We start from the raw sequence: 15,223 nt of genomic DNA, 5'->3' as shown, positions 1-15,223 counted from the left end.
TAGGAATGAGTAAGCGATCCTTAGTTTTTAATCCAGTTATTCTGTCGCATCCAGGCAAAGAGCGGCTCCATCCAGCCGGGGTGGCGGAAGATGAAACCGTGATCGCCTTTCGGATAGATGTGCATTTCCACCGGCACCTTCAGTTTTCTCAGTTTTTCGAAATACAGAATGCTGTTGTCGACGTCGACCACCTTGTCGTCGGCCGCGTGGGTCAGATAGGCGGGCGGTGTATCGGCCCGAACCTGAAGCTCGTTGGAAAACAGTGCTTTGTCCTGCGGGGTGGGATTTTTGCCCAGCAGGTTCGTGCGCGAGCCGCCGTGCGCCAGACTGTCCTTCATGCTGATCACCGGATAGATCAGGATCTGAAAATCAGGGCGCAGGGAGGTGCCGTTCTCATTGTTCCCATAGGCTTTGTCGTAGTGCGTCGCTGCCGAGGATGCCAGGTGCCCCCCGGCCGAAAAGCCCATGATGCCGATCTTGTTTGGATCGACACCCCACCGGGACGCGTTCTCCCGAACCAGCCTGATGGCCTGCTGGGCATCCTGGAGCGGTCCGATTTTTTTGTCGGGCATGATGGCATCGTTGGGAAGCCGGTATTTCAGGATGAAAGCCGCAATGCCTTTTTCGGCCAGGGCTTTGGCGATCTCGATGCCTTCACCCCGGTATACGATCACCCCGTATCCCCCGCCCGGAACGATCACGACGGCCGCCCCGGAGGCTTTGTCGCCGGCGGGTTTGTAATACTCCAGCGTGGGCCGGGTAATGCCCCGCAGAACCCCGGATTCCGCTCCGGTTTCCTGCACGTCGGCGGTTTTGGAATTGGGAACGGCGGCCGTGTACAGCGGAATGATCTCCTGAGCTTCGGCTATAAAAGAAGCCAGCAACAACAGGCTCAGCAACCGCCTTCCGGCTTTTGCGGGGCAGTTTTCGAATAGAGTGATCGAGCGAAAGGGTTTCATCGTTTCGGGTTTATTCCGGATTCCGTCGGGCTAATTTCCTTCGGTCGGCATCGTATAGCCCAGCAGGTTCAGCATTTGGGTGGCGTAGCGTCTCCCCAGCTCCCGGTATCCGGCGGCATCGAAGTGCAGATTGTCGGCCGCGTCGGTGCAGCCCGCCGACGAAATCACATGGGCGTTTCGGAGGGTTTGGGGGAGGGTGGCAATGATCCGGTTCATGGAGGCACACACACCGCCCTGGTCGGCGTTCACGGTTTCTCCGGCCAGGAGCGGCACTTTCCTGGGTTTCAGGTTCAGGTCCTTCATCAGGTTGTCATAGACGATCTTCACCTTTTTCGTCCACAGGGTGTCGTTGGTGTTGGATTCGCCCTGGTGCAGGAGAATCCCCTTGATGACGCCGTCCTTCTGCGCCAGTTTCGCCATTTCGACCAGCCGGGCATACGGGTTTCCGTCGTACTCCCGGATCATGTTCTTCATCCAGCCCGGCACTCCGACGGTATACGACTCGTACCGGTCTTTGTCGAACAGCTCGATTTTACAGCCGCCCACCGACACGTTGATGACGCCCACCCGCACCTTTTCGGGAAGATTCGCCACCATCTCCCGACCGAAATAGTCGGCGGGGGTCAGGCCCGTCCGGCACCGGCACAGGGGCGGAACGGCCGTGTACCATTGGCCCATTTTCCGGTTCAGCGCGGGACAGTCCACGGCTTCCATCACCTGAAACCGGGGGTCGACGCTGACCGTATCCTGCGGTTCGATCTTCGCATTCCCCTCCATGTTGGACTGCCCGAAGCAGAGGAAAATGTAAAAGTTTTTGTCCTGAGCCGATGCACTCCGGCCAAACAGCAGGCAGAGGAGAAGAGCAGCGGCCGAAAATCTTCTATTCATAGAAAAGGGTCAGGAATAAAGTATCGTCTTGAATGTCAATTCGTTGATGGCTGAGTTATGGTATCGTTCACCCGGAAATAATCAAAGTCGGCAAAACCGCCCGGCTCTTTGGCCGCATAGTTGAACAGCCCGAACCGGTACCCCATAAAATGAGGAATAGTGTAGGGCATCTTCAGCGGTTCGCCGATCGGGAGCCACGCTTTGCCGTCGAGGCTGTAAAAAAACCGGGCGGTGTCCTTCCGGTCCCGGAAATCACACTCCGCTTTCAGATAGACCGTCTTCCGGCTCAGGGGAACCCGCTGCACCTCCACCGGCTTTCCCGACCCGGCGCTGACCATGACGACGAACCGGCTTCCGGCTTCGGCCTTCACGCCCACCAGACCGAAATTCTTCTGCAGCAACCCCAGACCCGCAAAGTCCCCGTCCTTCAGGTTCGACGCATCGAGCAGCGTGGTCCCCGCACATTCCGGGCCTATGGTTCGCTGGGTGAGCGTGTTCCGGGCCATCACGAACGAGGTGTCCGTCCGTCCGGTTCTCAGCCGGAGGTAGCCTTTCCGCTCCGCCACCGACCAGAGGTCGTTATCGGGATTGTGATTCCATTGCCAGACCAGCGGCAGCGCAGGATCCCCTTTTTTTCGGGTGAACTCATCCGAAGCCACGAGGCCCGGCATCAGCCCTTTGCTCGCCGGAAGGTCGAGCGTTTCGGGTACTTTGCCGTCGACGCCCAATACCGGCCAGCCGTCTTCCCACCGGACCGGTACCAGATAGGGGATGCGGCCCACCCCGCCGGAATCGCGGAACAGGTAGGCGAACCAGCGGCCATCGGGCGTGTCGATCAGACCGCCCTGGGCCACACCCCGGTCCTGCAACCCGATTCTCCCTTCCCAGGGGCCGGTGAGCCGGTCGGCTCGGTGGATCACCACCGTGCGCATGCCGCCCCGCGGCCAGGTGATGTTGAACAGATAGTATTTGCCGTTCACCTTAAAGAGCTGTGACCCTTCGGCGGGCAGGCCCCCGCCGGTTCCCGAAGGAAGGCTTGCGTTTTCGATCAGGATTTGTTCCGTAGTACCGGGTTTCACCCCCGATGCGTCGGCCGTCAGTTCGACCAGCCGGAGTTTACCCGCGCCGTAGATCAGATACACCCGCCCGTCGTCATCGAAAAACAACGTATGATCGTGGTAGGCAGGGCTAAAAGAAACCGCTTTCCAGGGGCCTTTTTCAATGTCCCGGGTGGTGTAGATATACGTTTTTCCGGTGGTCTGGGCGAACGTCGTTGCGTAGTAGATGCCGTTGTGATAGCGCAGGCTGCTGGCCCACGAGCCGCGCCCATAGGTGCTTTTGCCGTTGGTCAGATTCAGCGCATCCACGTTCGCCAGCGTATCGTAGGCATAGCCGACCAGCTGCCAGTTCACGAGGTCCTTCGATTTCATGATCGGCAGGCCGGGGCTCAGGTGCATGGTCGTGCTGCTCATGTAATACGTGTCGCCGACCCGGATCATGGCCATATCCGGCACATCGGCGAACAGGACCGGATTCCGGGCGGTTTGGGCATCGGCCGAAATCAGCGTCCCCAGCAGGCCGACGACCAGCAACCCCAAACGAACAGGCAGGTTTTTCATGAAACGGAGGATCAGGGCAGGGATAAGAACCGGTTATTCCATGGGGCCGATCAGTTCGATGAACGTCCCGTCGGGGTCCTGCACCAGCACGAACTGCGTTTTGCCGTTCAGGGGGGTCGGGGTGCTGCCCAGAAAGGGCACCTTCATCTGGCGGAGCCGCTCGACAATCGGTTTCAACGCCTTGACGTTGATCGTGATGTACTGCATGCCCGTGTCGTCCTGAATCGATTTCTGCTGCGGATGCGACGCCTTTTTTCCGAAACTCATCAGCTTCCAGTCGGTGGATTCGGGGCTGTTTTCCAGCTTCAGAATCGTGACCGCAGCCGAGGCCCCGTCGGCCAGACCGGAGCGTTTGGAAAATTCCTCGTTGATGGTGAAACTCCCGGTTTTCACCATCCCAATGCCGTTGACGTAAAAGTCCAGAGAGCGTTCGAGGTCGGCAACCACGACGCCTACCCCGATTACCTTGCTGCTGAAGTTGGATTGTGCCCGGACGATTCCGCTCGAAAGCAGGGTAATCATCAAAAGGAAAAAGGTCGTGGCTGCTGATTTCATGGGTTTGAAAGCGTACATAAATAAGGGTTAGGAATAACGGGTTATTTAAACATGGGATCGTCGCCCCGGTATTTCAGGTAGCGGAACGATGCGGTATTGCTGCCGCTTTCGCCCGAAGACGTGGCGTAAAGGCCGTACACGCAGCCGATGAACCCACCCGCGGTTTTGGTGCTCAGGAATTTAGCGTCGATGTTCTCTTTCAGGGAAGTCCAGTTTTTTGCATCCGTCGATACATAAAAGCTGTACGCGTCGCCTTGGGAGGCAATGCGAAGGCCGGTTTTTCCGGAGGTGCCGGCCGGCACTTCGGCCAGCAATTCCATGTCCTTTTCCCGGGGTTTGCTTTTATAAAGCTGAATAACTTCTTTCCCCTGCGTGGTCGATTTGGCCAGAAAGTAGAAGTGGCCTTCATCCTGGAAAATGATCAGGCCCGCTTTTTCCTTCTCCGATTTCGGACTGAATACCAGCTCCGTTTCGGCCAGGCTGTTCAGGTGCTGCTGGCGTTTGCCGATGAAGGCGGGATTGCCTTTCTCCATCACGGTTTCCGGTTTGAGCCGGAGCGTCAGCCCCTGCTTTTTGGAGAGCGAATACCAGCTGTTGTCGTGCGTCCGCATGAACAGCAGAGCCGGATCGAGCGCCTTATCGAAGGTCAGGGTGTAGTCGAAATTACCGGATTGGGGAAGCGCCCCTTTCGGCTTCACCTCCTTATAGCCGACCGGATAGGCGTATTTGATTTCCCTGCTGTCGGGGTTGATGATCGGCCAGTCGTTTTTCCACTCGACCGGCGCGATGAAGGTCTCCCGGCCCGTGTTGTAGTAGTCGCCTTCGTAGGGGCGGACGGCCAGAAAGATGGCATACCATTTTCCATCGGGACCCTCCACCAGCTGCGCGTGGCCTGCCGAAGTCACGGGGTCCTTGCGGTCTTCGGGCAATCCCTTCTGGGTCAGAATCGGGTTGTTTTCGTAGGGGACATACGGCCCCCAGACGTCCTTACTGCGGAAAACCACCTCCGTATGGTTGACCGAGGTGCCGCCTTCGGCCGCGTAGAGGTAATACCACCCATTTCTTTTCAGAATGTGCGGGGCTTCGATCCAGACCGGCTTTTTGGAGAGGTCCACCCCGCCGTTCACCAATTGCTTCTCCTCGCCGGTCACCTTCAGGTTCCGGTAATCGAATTCATACATCCGGATGGTACGGTGGCCCGAATACAGCGGTTTGCGGTCGGGGGCGTCGCTGTTGTAAAGGATATAGGCTTTGTCGGTTTCTTCGTCGAAGTAAATGGACGGGTCGATGCCCCTCACCTGCGGCAGTTTGACCGGATTGCTCCACGGCCCGGCGGGATTCCTGGCCGTGACGACAAAGTTGCCGTCGTGGTCGATGTCGGTGCAGGTCACGTAATACACCCCCTTGTAATGACTGATGGCCGGCGCAAAGAGCCCCCGGGTCATCGGTTCGCCCATGAAATCCATCTGCCCGGGCCGGTCGATGACGTTGCCGATCTGCTTCCAGTTTTTCAGGTCTTTGCTGTGAAAAACCGGAATACCGGGGAAGTAGGAGAAGGTGGAATTGACCAGATAGTAATCCGTTCCGACCCGGACAATACTCGGATCGGGGTAAAATCCGGTCAGGATGGGATTGACCAGGGTGGTCTGCGCCAGCCCAACCGGGCCGGTCAGCCCGAAACACACCAGCAGAACGATACTCAACAAATACTTTTTCATCATTATTCGAAGCGGATACTTTTCATTTTCAAATACTTACCAGAATACGATATAAATGACCAGGAGCAGGCTGCAAACGGCTACGGCACCCATCCGAAAGGAAGAATCGGTGCGGAACCAGCGGTGATCGACCTGAAACGCGTTCGGACTGTCTTTGCCGCGCGAAACGGCCAGGCTGATCAGGATATGGACGGCGGTACAGATCCAGAAAACCACTCCCATGCGGTTCAGGAACGGCATGTCCGGCACCTGAAACTTGAACAGCGTCGACAGCGGAATACTGAGCAGAGCAGCCGCCAGCGCGCCCTGCGTACGGGCCTTTTTCCAGAAGAAACCCAGCAGAAAAATGGACAGGATGCCGGGTGAAATGAACCCGGTGTACTCCTGAATGTATTCAAAACCCTGCCCGAAATTTTTCAGGAACGGGCTGATCACCAGCGCAACCAGGAAGGAAACGACAATGGCCACCCGGCCCAGCCAGACCGTGCGTTTCTCGCTCAGGTTCGGGTTGAAGAACTTCTTGTGAATATCGAGCATATAGATGGTCGAGATGGAGTTGGCCTTGCCCGCCAGCGAGGCCACGATGGCCGCCGTCAGGGCCGCAAACGCCAGCCCCTTCAGCCCGGCCGGCAGGATGTTGAGCAGCACCGGATAGGCATTGTCGGGCTTCACGATGCTGTTCTCGGTAATGCCGCCGACGATGGCCGCGTCGGCATTTTCCTGAAAGAGCACATAGGCCGCCAGCCCCGGCAGGACCACGATGAACGGCATCAGCAGCTTCAGAAAAGCCGCGAACAACACCCCCTTGCGGGCGGTGGGCAGGTCGGCGCCCAGCGCGCGCTGGGTCATATACTGATTACAGCCGAAGTAGTTGAAGTTGACGATCCACTGCCCGCCGATGATGAACATCATCAGGCCCGGAAGCTGTTTGTAGGCGTCGATGTAGCCCCCGCGGCCGTCGTGGACCTGGTATTCGCCGGGGCTGAACATCATGTGCATGTGGCTGTCGGCCTTCTGCTGAATCAGGGAAAGCCCCTCGAAGACGCCCGCGCCCGTGCCCACTTTGTCGGACAGCAGCTGGAGCGCCAGATAGGTCGTCGCCAGCCCGCCCACGACCAGACAGATCACCTGAATGACGTCCGTATAGCCGATGACCTTCATGCCGCCCAGGGTAATGAAAACCGCAAAGGTGGTCAGGAACACGGCGCAGGCCATGAAGGAAAAGCCGGTCATCTTTTCCAGGCTCAGGGCGCCGAGGTAAATGATCGACGTCAGGTTGACGAGGATGTACAGAAACAGCCAGAAAACCGCCATGATGGTCGCCAGCCGCCCGTCATACCGCATCTGGAGAAACTGCGGCATGGTGTAGATCTTGTTTTTGATGTACATGGGCAGGAAATAGATGGCGATCACCACCAGCGACAGCCCGCCCACCAGCTCGTACACCGAGATGGCCAGGCCAAGCTGGAAAGCCTGCCCGCTCATCCCGATAAACTGCTCGGCGGAGATGTTGGAGGCAATGATCGAGGCTCCGATGGCCCACCAGGTCAGCGAGCCCTCGGCCAGGAAAAAGTCCTTCGAGTCGGCGTTCTGCCGGCCTTTATGGCGATACACCCAGAAACCGTAGGCCGCCACGCAGACGAAGTAGATAAAGAAGATAATGTAATCGACAGGTTCAAGTCCCAGTTTCATGGTAATCAGCCAGGGGTAGGAATGGGTTTAGGTTTATGCGTCGGTCGGGGAACGGGTCAGCAGCCCTGCCCGTAGTAGGCATTGCTGCCGTGTTTTCGCTCGTAGTGCTTCATGCGCAGGGTATCCTTGATGCGGGGCGTTTCGGGGTTGATCTGGAGCGTCAGGTAGGCCATGCGGGCCAGCTCCTCCAGCACGGCCGCGTTGTACACCGACTTTTCGGCGGTTTTCCCCCAGGTAAACGGCCCGTGATTCTGGAGCAGCACCATTTCGGTTTCCCGGTATGACAGTCCCTTCTGCCGGAACACGTCGAAAATCTGGTTGCCGGTTTCGTGCTCGTAATCCCCCTCGATCATGGCGTCGGTCAGGACCGGAGCGCAGGGGATGTCCTGGTGGGTATGGTCGGCATGGGTGGTTCCGAAGATGGGAATGTCCCGGCCGGCCTGCGCCCAGGCCACGGCGTAGGTGCTGTGGGTGTGGGTGATGCCGCCGATGTCGCTCCAGGTTTTGTACAGCAGCGCGTGGGTTTTGGTGTCCGACGACGGGCGCAGGCTGCCGTCCACCACGCGGGCGTCATAATCCATGATGACGATGTCGGCCGGTTTCAGCCGGTCGTAGGGAACTCCGCTCGGTTTGATGGCAAACACGGCTTTGTCGCGGTCGGCCGCGCTGACGTTCCCGAAGGTAAACAGCACCAGCCCCAGCTTCGGCAGCTGCAGGTTGGCCTCGTAGCATTCGTCTCGAAGTGTCTCGTACATCATCAGTTCAGTTCAAGCACCACCACCGAAACCGGCGGCAGGGTAACGGTCAATGACTCCCCTTTCAGCGCAGCGCCTTTAAATTCGGACGGTCTTACTTTTCCGGGATTTTCGAAAGTGTTGTGGTCCTGCACTCTGGCCGAGGTCAGGATGCGGCCCGATACCGCCGACGTTTTGAGGCCCTTCAGGCTCACGGTCACCTCCTGCGGTTTTCCGGCGTCGACGTTGACCAGGGAGAGATGCGTTTTGCCCGCCTTGTCGCGCGAGGCAGAGACCGATACCGCCGGCAGCTTATCACCCCCCACGGCGTAGTCCTCCGTCTTCACCTCCACCGGCAGCAGGGTGGCGTCCTGATGGACGTTGTACATCTCCATGACGTGATACGTGGGCGTCAGCAGCATTTTTTCTCCTTTGGTGAGAATCACCGACTGGAGCACGTTGACGGCCTGCGCCAGGTTGGCCATGCGGACCCGGTCGGCGTATTTGTGGAAGATGTTGAGGGTGGCGCCGGCCAGAATGGCGTCGCGCATGGTGTTCTGCTGGTAGAGAAAACCCGGGTTGGTCCCCGGCTCGACGTTGTACCACGCTCCCCATTCATCGACCACCAGCGCCACTTTCTTTTCGGGATCGTACTTATCCATGATGTCGGAGTGCTTCCGGATCAGTTCGTCCATCCGGAGCGCCTGCTTCATGGTCCGGAAATACTCGGCTTCGGTGAAGTCGGTCGAGGAGCCTTTCTGCCCTTCATCCCAGCTGAAAACCGAATAATGATGAAGGGCCAGGCCCTCGACCATTTTGCCGGGAATGTTTTTCATGAGGGTTTCAGTCCAGTTGAAGTCGTCGGAACTGGCGCCCGACGCGATGCGGAACAGCTTTTCGTTCCCCACCTTCTGCTCCATGAACGTTGCATACTGGCGGTAGATGTTGGCGTAATAATCGGCCGTCATGTTCCCTCCGCATCCCCAGGCTTCATTCCCCACCCCCCAATACCGCACGTTCCAGGGTGTTTTCCGGCCGTTCTTCTGCCGAAGGGCCGACATGGGGCTGTTGCTGGGGAAATTGACGTACTGCACCCACTCGCTCAGGTCCTGCACCGTTCCGCTGCCGACGTTGCCGGCCAGGTACGGCTCCGTCCCGAGCAGTTCGCACATATTCAGGAAGTCGTGCGTGCCGAAGCTGTTGTCTTCGGTGACGCCCCCCCACCAGGTGTTCACGATTTTGGGTCGCCCGGCTTTGGGGCCGATCCCATCTTTCCAGTGGTAGGTATCGGCGAAGCACCCGCCCGGCCAGCGCAGGTTCGGGATTTTCATCTTCTTCAGGGCTTCCACGACATCCAGCCGCACGCCGTTTTTGTTCGGAATCTTCGTATTGCCCTCCCCGACGTAAAAGCCGTCGTAGATGCACCGGCCGAGGTGTTCGGCAAAATGGCCGTAGATGTGGCGACTGATGACGGTCTTGCCCTCATCGGCGCTGACCGTCACCCGGTTCTGGGCCGGGGCCGAAAGCGACAGCCCCGCAAGACCAAGAGATAGGAGATATTTTTTCATAGAATGGCTTACTTATAGGCGGCTTCGCTCCACCGCAGTTCGTTTTTCAGTTGTCGAAGGCTGGTAGTACGGTCGATGACGACCAGTTCCACGCCGAACAGTTCGGCGAAGTCCTCCAGGTGTTCCGTCGTCAGGTTCTGGCTGAACACGGTGTGGTGCGCGCCACCGGCCAGAATCCAGGCCGCGCAGCCCGTCGCCATGTCGGGAAGGGGTTTCCACAGGGCACGGGCCACCGGCAGCTTCGGCAGGGCTTCGGTGACCGCCACCGCTTCCACTTCGTTGACGATCATCCGGAAGCGGTTTCCCAGATCGACCAGCGACACGTTCAGGGCGGCACCGCCGGGCCGCTGCGTCGGACCGGCATTGAACACCAGCCGCACCGGATCGGCTTTTCCTCCGATGCCCAGCGGATGGATTTCGCACGACGGTTTGTCGGCGGCAATCGAGGGGCAGATTTCGAGCATATGGGACCCCAGCACCAGCGGGTTGGCCGGATCGAAGTGGTAGGTATAGTCCTCCATGAAGGAATTGCCGCCCGGCAGACCGGCCGCCATCACCTTGAGGGTCCGGACCATAGCCGCGGTTTTCCAGTCACCTTCACCGGCAAACCCGTATCCGTCGGCCATCAGGCGCTGGGCGGCAATCCCCGGCAGCTGGGCCATGCCGTGGAGGTCTTCGAACGTATCGGTGAAGGCCCCGAAACCGCCCTCCTCCAGAAAGGCCCGGATGCCCAGCTCGATGCGGGCGGCATCGCGCAGGGAAGCATGCTGCGCCCCGCCTTTCGCGAGGGCAGCCACGAGCGTATAACGGTCGGCGTATTCCTGAGTGAGCCGGTCCACCTCCGCGTCGGAAATCTGGTCGATCACGGCCACGAGGTCGCCGATCCCGTACGTGTTCACCGACAGGCCGAAGGTGATTTCGGCGGCCACCTTATCGCCTTCCGTGACGGCCACCTGCCGCATATTGTCGCCGAAGCGGCAGACTTTCAGGGTTTTCAGCTCCCGGGCGGCCACGGCTACGCGCGTCCAGTGTCCGACTTTCTCCAGCACGTCGGCCGACTCCCAATGTCCTACAACCACCTTGCGGTTCAACCGCATCCGGGTCATCATGAAACCGAACTCCCGGTCGCCGTGCGCCGACTGGTTCAGGTTCATGAAATCCATGTCGATGCTGTCCCACGGAATGTCCCGGTTGAACTGGGTGTGCAGGTGCAGCAGGGGCTTTTTGAGGAGGTTCAGCCCGCGAATCCACATCTTGGCGGGGGAAAACGTGTGCATCCACGCAATCAGCCCGACGCAGTGGGGTGCCACATTGGCTTCCTGACACAGGGCGTAGATTTCGTCCGGCGTTTTCACCACCGGCTTGAATACCACCCGAACGGGAATCCGGGTGTCTTTATCAAAGGATTCGGCAATCCGGGTGGAGTGTTCGGCCACTACCCGCAGGGTTTCTTCGCCGTAGAGGTGCTGGCTACCGGTAACAAACCAGACCTCGAACTGCTGTAAATCGAACATTAATTTATGGAGATAGAGGATGAATACACATTGAGATCAAACCGCCTGCAGGTCGGTCGTGCGAACGGGCAGGGCTTCCAGAAAACGGCCCAGTTTCAGGTATTGCTGATACAGCCGGGCGTAGACGGGAACCACCTCCGGGCGCGGCTGGTAGGTAGTCTCGAACCCGGACCCCATCGCGGCCTGGGCGGCTTCCATGCTCGGGTGAACCCCGGCCGCCACGGCCGCGCACATGGCGGCCCCGAGGGCGCAGGCCTGTTCCGAGGTCGCGATCTGGATGGGCATATTCAGCACGTCGGCGAGCGTCTGCATCACAAACGGCGACTTTTTGGCGACGCCCCCGATGGCGATGACCTTCCGGATCGGCACGTTTTCGGACAGAAACCGTTCGACGATTGCTTTGGAGCCGAAGGCCGTCGCTTCGACCAGCGCCTTGAAAAACCGCACGGCATCGCTGCCCAGGTTCAGGCCCGTGACGGCGCCTTTCAGCGTATGGTTCGCATCGGGCGTCCGGCGTCCGTTGAACCAGTCGACGGCCACCGGATCTTCCTCCGTCACCGGGAGTTGGGCGGCCTTTTCGCTAAGCGTCGGGATCAGCTTTTCCGCCAGCCGGCGGGCGGCCTCCTCGCCCAGCAACTCCCGGACCGGCGCTTCGATCATCCGCTGAAACCAGGCATACACGTCGCCGAAAGCCGACTGTCCCGCTTCCATGCCCAGCATCCCCGGAAGGATGGAACCATCCACCTGCCCGCAGATGCCGCGAATCAGCAGATGGCCGATTTCCTCCCTGGGCGCAATGAGCATGTCGCAGGTGGAAGTGCCCATGACCCGGACAAACGTGTACGGCGTAATCTGCGCACCGACGGCGCCCATGTGGCAGTCGAACGCGCCGACCCCGATCGTGACGCCGGCCGGCAGGCCCAGCCGACCGGCCCATTCCGCGGAGAGCGTTCCCATCGCTTCGTCGGCGGTATAACTATCCCGGAACAGTCGGCCGCGCAGGCCGGTCAGGAGCGGGTCGAGAGTGGTCAGAAACTCTTCCGAAGGCAAGCCCTGAAACTCCTCGTGCCACATGGCTTTGTGACCGGCCGCGCAGCGCGAGCGTTTCATCGCCAGCGGATCGGTATTGCCGGTCAGGACGGCCGAAATCCAGTCGCAGTGTTCGACCCAGGAGAAGGCTTTTTCCCGAACCGCGGCATCGACCCGGAGCGTGTGCAGGATTTTGGCCCAGAACCACTCCGACGAGTAGATACCGCCCACGTATTTGGTATAGTCGGTATCCCACCTGCCCGCCAGCGCGTTGATTTCCTCCGCTTCGGCATTGGCGGTATGGTCTTTCCAGAGGATGAACATGCCGTTCGGATTTTCGGCAAACTCCGGCAGCAGCGCCAGGGGCGTTCCCGACGCATCGACGGCCACGGGCGTGGAGCCGGTCGTATCGATGGAAATACCGACGACGCCGGCCTTTACCCCGGCCGGCACGGGTTCCAGAGCGCCTTTTATGGACGCTTCGAGCCCTTCGACGTAGTCGAGCGGGTGCTGGCGGAACTGGGACCGGGACGCGTCACAGTAAAGCCCCTGTTTCCAGCGGGGGTACTCGTGGACGCAGGTTCCCGCCACTTCGCCCGTCAGGGCATTCACCACCAGTGCCCGAACCGAGTCCGTGCCGAAATCGACGCCAATGACATAGGGAGTCTTCATAGATTGCCTGTTAAAATCTGTCGAACGAATGAGTGGCCCGGTCAAAAACGGGTCAATCGTGTTGATATGACACAATTCCGGAGACGATGGTGGATTCATCCGGGAATCCCGGTTTCCGTTCAGCACCGGTCTGCATCGGAACCTTAAAAATCCGCCATGATCAGTTCGGGCATAAAGCTGTAATTGCCTTTTTGCTGTCTGGCATACTCATGGGCATCCAGGGTATAAAGCTGTCCTTTTTTGGTCTGGGAACTCATGTCTTTTTCGCCGGTTCCGACCAATAAGCGCGTCGAAAGGATTTTCCGGCTGAAATTCCGGCGGTCCAGTCGGGTATCGTAAATGGCCTCATACAGCTTCTGAAGCTGCGGAATGGTAAATTTTTCCGGCAGCAGCTCAAACCCGATCGGATTCAGAGCGGCTTTCGTGCGCAGTCTTTTTAAAGCCTCCTGTACCATCAGGTCATGGTCGAAGATGAGCCTGGGTTTTTTGGTAAGACTGATCCAGGAAGCGTTATGCGACCGGATGGCGTTTACGTCCTGATCCTCAATATTGACCAGGGAATAATAGGCGACCGAGATGGTGCGTTCGACCGGGTCGCGGCCGATGGCCCCAAATGTCTGAAACTGTTCCAGGTAATTATTGTCGAGCCCGGTGAGGTCATATAGAATACGATGGGCAGCCTCTTCCAGGCTTTCGCCGTCATTGAGAAACCCGCCCATCAGCGACCACTTCCCGGATTCCGGTTCGAAGTTCCGCTTGATCAGTAATAGATTGAGCCCTTCACCGTCGAAGCCGAAGATGATACAGTCAAGCGCTACCAGTACTCGGTGGGTATGCGAATAGGGCATAAGGTTACTGAAAGCTTCCCCGGCTAAGGTAAAATGCAAAATTGTGTAATTGCGACACAATTATAAGAATAATTATTTTTTATCCAAAAAAACTGTAGTAAATAGATCAATGACGGCCTATCGTCGCCCAGGGCTAAAATTCCCCCTTACGATCAACTTTACGCCTGCGGGTTGGTTTAATCTACAAATGCTTTTTAGCTTGTGATTCACCGGGCCATACGCTCGCAACCCGGCAGGAGAGCCGTCCCGGTGATCCGTTCGACGGCAATCATTATGAGCCGAACTCTTGGCCAATCGCCGAAAAACCAAATGGAGAAACGCAATATCATTGTCATGGGGGCTTCGGCCGGCGGCTTTACGGCCTTCAAAAAAATCATCGCCGGGCTTCCTTCCGATCTCGACGCGGCCATCTTCATTGTCTGGCACATGGCCCCTTCCATCCGGGGCATGTTGCCGCAGGTATTAGGCCACCTCACGACGATGCCGGTGGCTCATGCCCAGGACCGGGAGCCGATTCAGACCAACCGCATCTACATCGCCCCGCCGGACCACCATATGCTCCTGGAACCCGGGTATGTCCGGGTGACGCGCGGCCCGAAGGAGAACCGCTTCCGTCCCGCCGTCGATCCGCTTTTTCGCTCGGCGGCCTACAGTTACGGCTCCCGCGTCATCGGCGTCATTTTATCCGGTGCGCTCGACGACGGAACCGCCGGCCTGTGGACCGTCAAACACTACGGGGGCCTGGCCATAGTGCAGGACCCCCGGGAAGCCGAGGTGCCCTCCATGCCCCTTAGCGCCATCCGTCAGGTCGGCGTCGATCACGTGGTTTCGCTCGCCGAAATCCCCCCTTTGCTCATCCGGCTGACCGATCGGCCGGCCCCCGAAAAATCGCCGGTGGCGACGGAGGAAAATGAAAAAATAAACGCTGAAATTCGCATAGCGGCCGAAGACAATGCCCTTGAAATCAACATTATGCAGTACGGTCAACTGAGTCCCTATACGTGTCCGGAGTGCCATGGCGTGCTGACCCTGCTCAAGGAGGGCCCGCTGGCCCGTTTCCGCTGTCATACCGGTCATGCCTATTCGGCGGACACGCTGCTGGCCGCGATCACCGAAAAAATCGAGGACAGCCTCTACAGCGCCATTCGGGGTGTGGATGAAAGCATCGTCCTGCTGAACCATCTGGGCGACCACTTTGCCGAAGCCAACCAGCCCAAGCTGGCCGCCCTGTACTTTCAGAAAGCCCAGCAGGCGGGCGAACGGTCGACCTTGGTCCGGCAGGCGGTTTTATTACATGAGCAACTCAGCCAGGGCAGTCTGGAGCAGCAAGCCACCGATTCGGACGGCGAGTCGGACCGCCAGGCATAACTTATTTTTGGAAGCAGTACCCTTACCAGACCTCACGTAAGCAAGAAAAAAGGAAAGGC

Annotated in this window: 12 protein-coding genes; 1 reads left to right on the top strand and 11 read right to left on the bottom strand. The window is 58.7% G+C overall.

Annotated elements, in window-relative coordinates; translation table 11 throughout:
• Window positions 1-20 precede the first annotated feature (20 nt).
• From DX909_RS28240 to DX909_RS28190, 11 genes are all read right to left on the bottom strand, one after another.
• A complete protein-coding gene (locus DX909_RS28240; protein WP_128548612.1) occupies window positions 21-959 on the bottom strand; it encodes an alpha/beta hydrolase in 939 nt (312 codons plus the stop codon).
• 30 nt (window positions 960-989) lie between these two features.
• Entirely contained in the window at window positions 990-1,847 is an 858-nt protein-coding gene (locus DX909_RS28235; protein WP_128548611.1) for a sialate O-acetylesterase, read from the bottom strand.
• A 35-nt stretch (window positions 1,848-1,882) separates the two neighbouring features.
• Window positions 1,883-3,466 (bottom strand): glycoside hydrolase family 43 protein, encoded by a 1,584-nt coding sequence (locus DX909_RS28230; protein WP_128548610.1) that lies wholly within the window; start codon window positions 3,464-3,466, stop codon window positions 1,883-1,885.
• 33 nt (window positions 3,467-3,499) lie between these two features.
• On the bottom strand, window positions 3,500-3,988 hold the full coding sequence (locus tag DX909_RS28225) for a VOC family protein (protein ID WP_229311234.1): 489 nt from the start codon (window positions 3,986-3,988) through the stop codon (window positions 3,500-3,502).
• Window positions 3,989-4,062: 74 nt separating this feature from the next.
• A complete protein-coding gene (locus tag DX909_RS28220) occupies window positions 4,063-5,739 on the bottom strand; it encodes a glycoside hydrolase family 43 protein (RefSeq protein ID WP_374755881.1) in 1,677 nt (558 codons plus the stop codon).
• 36 nt (window positions 5,740-5,775) lie between these two features.
• The gene (locus DX909_RS28215; protein ID WP_128548607.1) at window positions 5,776-7,431 is read right to left on the bottom strand and encodes a sodium/sugar symporter; all 1,656 of its coding nucleotides are present in this window, start codon (window positions 7,429-7,431) and stop codon (window positions 5,776-5,778) included.
• A 56-nt stretch (window positions 7,432-7,487) separates the two neighbouring features.
• Window positions 7,488-8,186 (bottom strand): L-ribulose-5-phosphate 4-epimerase, encoded by a 699-nt coding sequence (locus DX909_RS28210; protein ID WP_128548606.1) that lies wholly within the window; start codon window positions 8,184-8,186, stop codon window positions 7,488-7,490.
• A 2-nt stretch (window positions 8,187-8,188) separates the two neighbouring features.
• Window positions 8,189-9,733 carry an alpha-N-arabinofuranosidase gene (locus DX909_RS28205; protein ID WP_128548605.1) on the bottom strand — a complete coding sequence of 515 codons (1,545 nt, stop codon included), beginning with the start codon at window positions 9,731-9,733 and terminating at the stop codon, window positions 8,189-8,191.
• A gap of 8 nt (window positions 9,734-9,741) precedes the next feature.
• A complete protein-coding gene (gene araA, locus DX909_RS28200; protein WP_128548604.1) occupies window positions 9,742-11,247 on the bottom strand; it encodes an L-arabinose isomerase in 1,506 nt (501 codons plus the stop codon).
• Between the two features lie 36 nt (window positions 11,248-11,283).
• On the bottom strand, window positions 11,284-12,948 hold the full coding sequence (locus DX909_RS28195) for a ribulokinase (RefSeq protein ID WP_128548603.1): 1,665 nt from the start codon (window positions 12,946-12,948) through the stop codon (window positions 11,284-11,286).
• 143 nt (window positions 12,949-13,091) lie between these two features.
• Complete coding sequence (locus tag DX909_RS28190; protein WP_128548602.1) at window positions 13,092-13,796, bottom strand: NUDIX hydrolase; 705 nt, start codon at window positions 13,794-13,796, stop codon at window positions 13,092-13,094.
• A 309-nt stretch (window positions 13,797-14,105) separates the two neighbouring features.
• On the opposite strand from DX909_RS28190, the gene DX909_RS28185 reads away from it, so the two are divergent.
• Window positions 14,106-15,164, top strand: a complete 1,059-nt coding sequence (locus tag DX909_RS28185) for a chemotaxis protein CheB (RefSeq protein ID WP_128548601.1) — start codon at window positions 14,106-14,108, stop codon at window positions 15,162-15,164.
• Window positions 15,165-15,223 lie beyond the last annotated feature (59 nt).

The organism is Larkinella soli (assembly GCF_003703975.1).
GTDB classification, from domain to species: domain Bacteria; phylum Bacteroidota; class Bacteroidia; order Cytophagales; family Spirosomataceae; genus Larkinella; species Larkinella soli.
Note: the sequence above shows the minus strand (reverse complement) of the source record. Positions and strands in the feature narration are given on the sequence as shown.

What these genes read in the sequence shown, in the direction of transcription:
- DX909_RS28240 (WP_128548612.1), bottom strand. Translation starts at nt 959, where the DNA reads ATGAAACCCTTTCGCTCGATCACTCTATTCGAAAACTGCCCCGCAAAA.
- DX909_RS28235 (WP_128548611.1), bottom strand. Translation starts at nt 1,847, where the DNA reads ATGAATAGAAGATTTTCGGCCGCTGCTCTTCTCCTCTGCCTGCTGTTT.
- DX909_RS28230 (WP_128548610.1), bottom strand. Translation starts at nt 3,466, where the DNA reads ATGAAAAACCTGCCTGTTCGTTTGGGGTTGCTGGTCGTCGGCCTGCTG.
- DX909_RS28225 (WP_229311234.1), bottom strand. Translation starts at nt 3,988, where the DNA reads ATGATTACCCTGCTTTCGAGCGGAATCGTCCGGGCACAATCCAACTTC.
- DX909_RS28220 (WP_374755881.1), bottom strand. Translation starts at nt 5,739, where the DNA reads ATGAAAAAGTATTTGTTGAGTATCGTTCTGCTGGTGTGTTTCGGGCTG.
- DX909_RS28215 (WP_128548607.1), bottom strand. Translation starts at nt 7,431, where the DNA reads ATGAAACTGGGACTTGAACCTGTCGATTACATTATCTTCTTTATCTAC.
- DX909_RS28210 (WP_128548606.1), bottom strand. Translation starts at nt 8,186, where the DNA reads ATGTACGAGACACTTCGAGACGAATGCTACGAGGCCAACCTGCAGCTG.
- DX909_RS28205 (WP_128548605.1), bottom strand. Translation starts at nt 9,733, where the DNA reads ATGAAAAAATATCTCCTATCTCTTGGTCTTGCGGGGCTGTCGCTTTCG.
- araA (WP_128548604.1), bottom strand. Translation starts at nt 11,247, where the DNA reads ATGTTCGATTTACAGCAGTTCGAGGTCTGGTTTGTTACCGGTAGCCAG.
- DX909_RS28195 (WP_128548603.1), bottom strand. Translation starts at nt 12,948, where the DNA reads ATGAAGACTCCCTATGTCATTGGCGTCGATTTCGGCACGGACTCGGTT.
- DX909_RS28190 (WP_128548602.1), bottom strand. Translation starts at nt 13,796, where the DNA reads ATGCCCTATTCGCATACCCACCGAGTACTGGTAGCGCTTGACTGTATC.
- DX909_RS28185 (WP_128548601.1), top strand. Translation starts at nt 14,106, where the DNA reads ATGGAGAAACGCAATATCATTGTCATGGGGGCTTCGGCCGGCGGCTTT.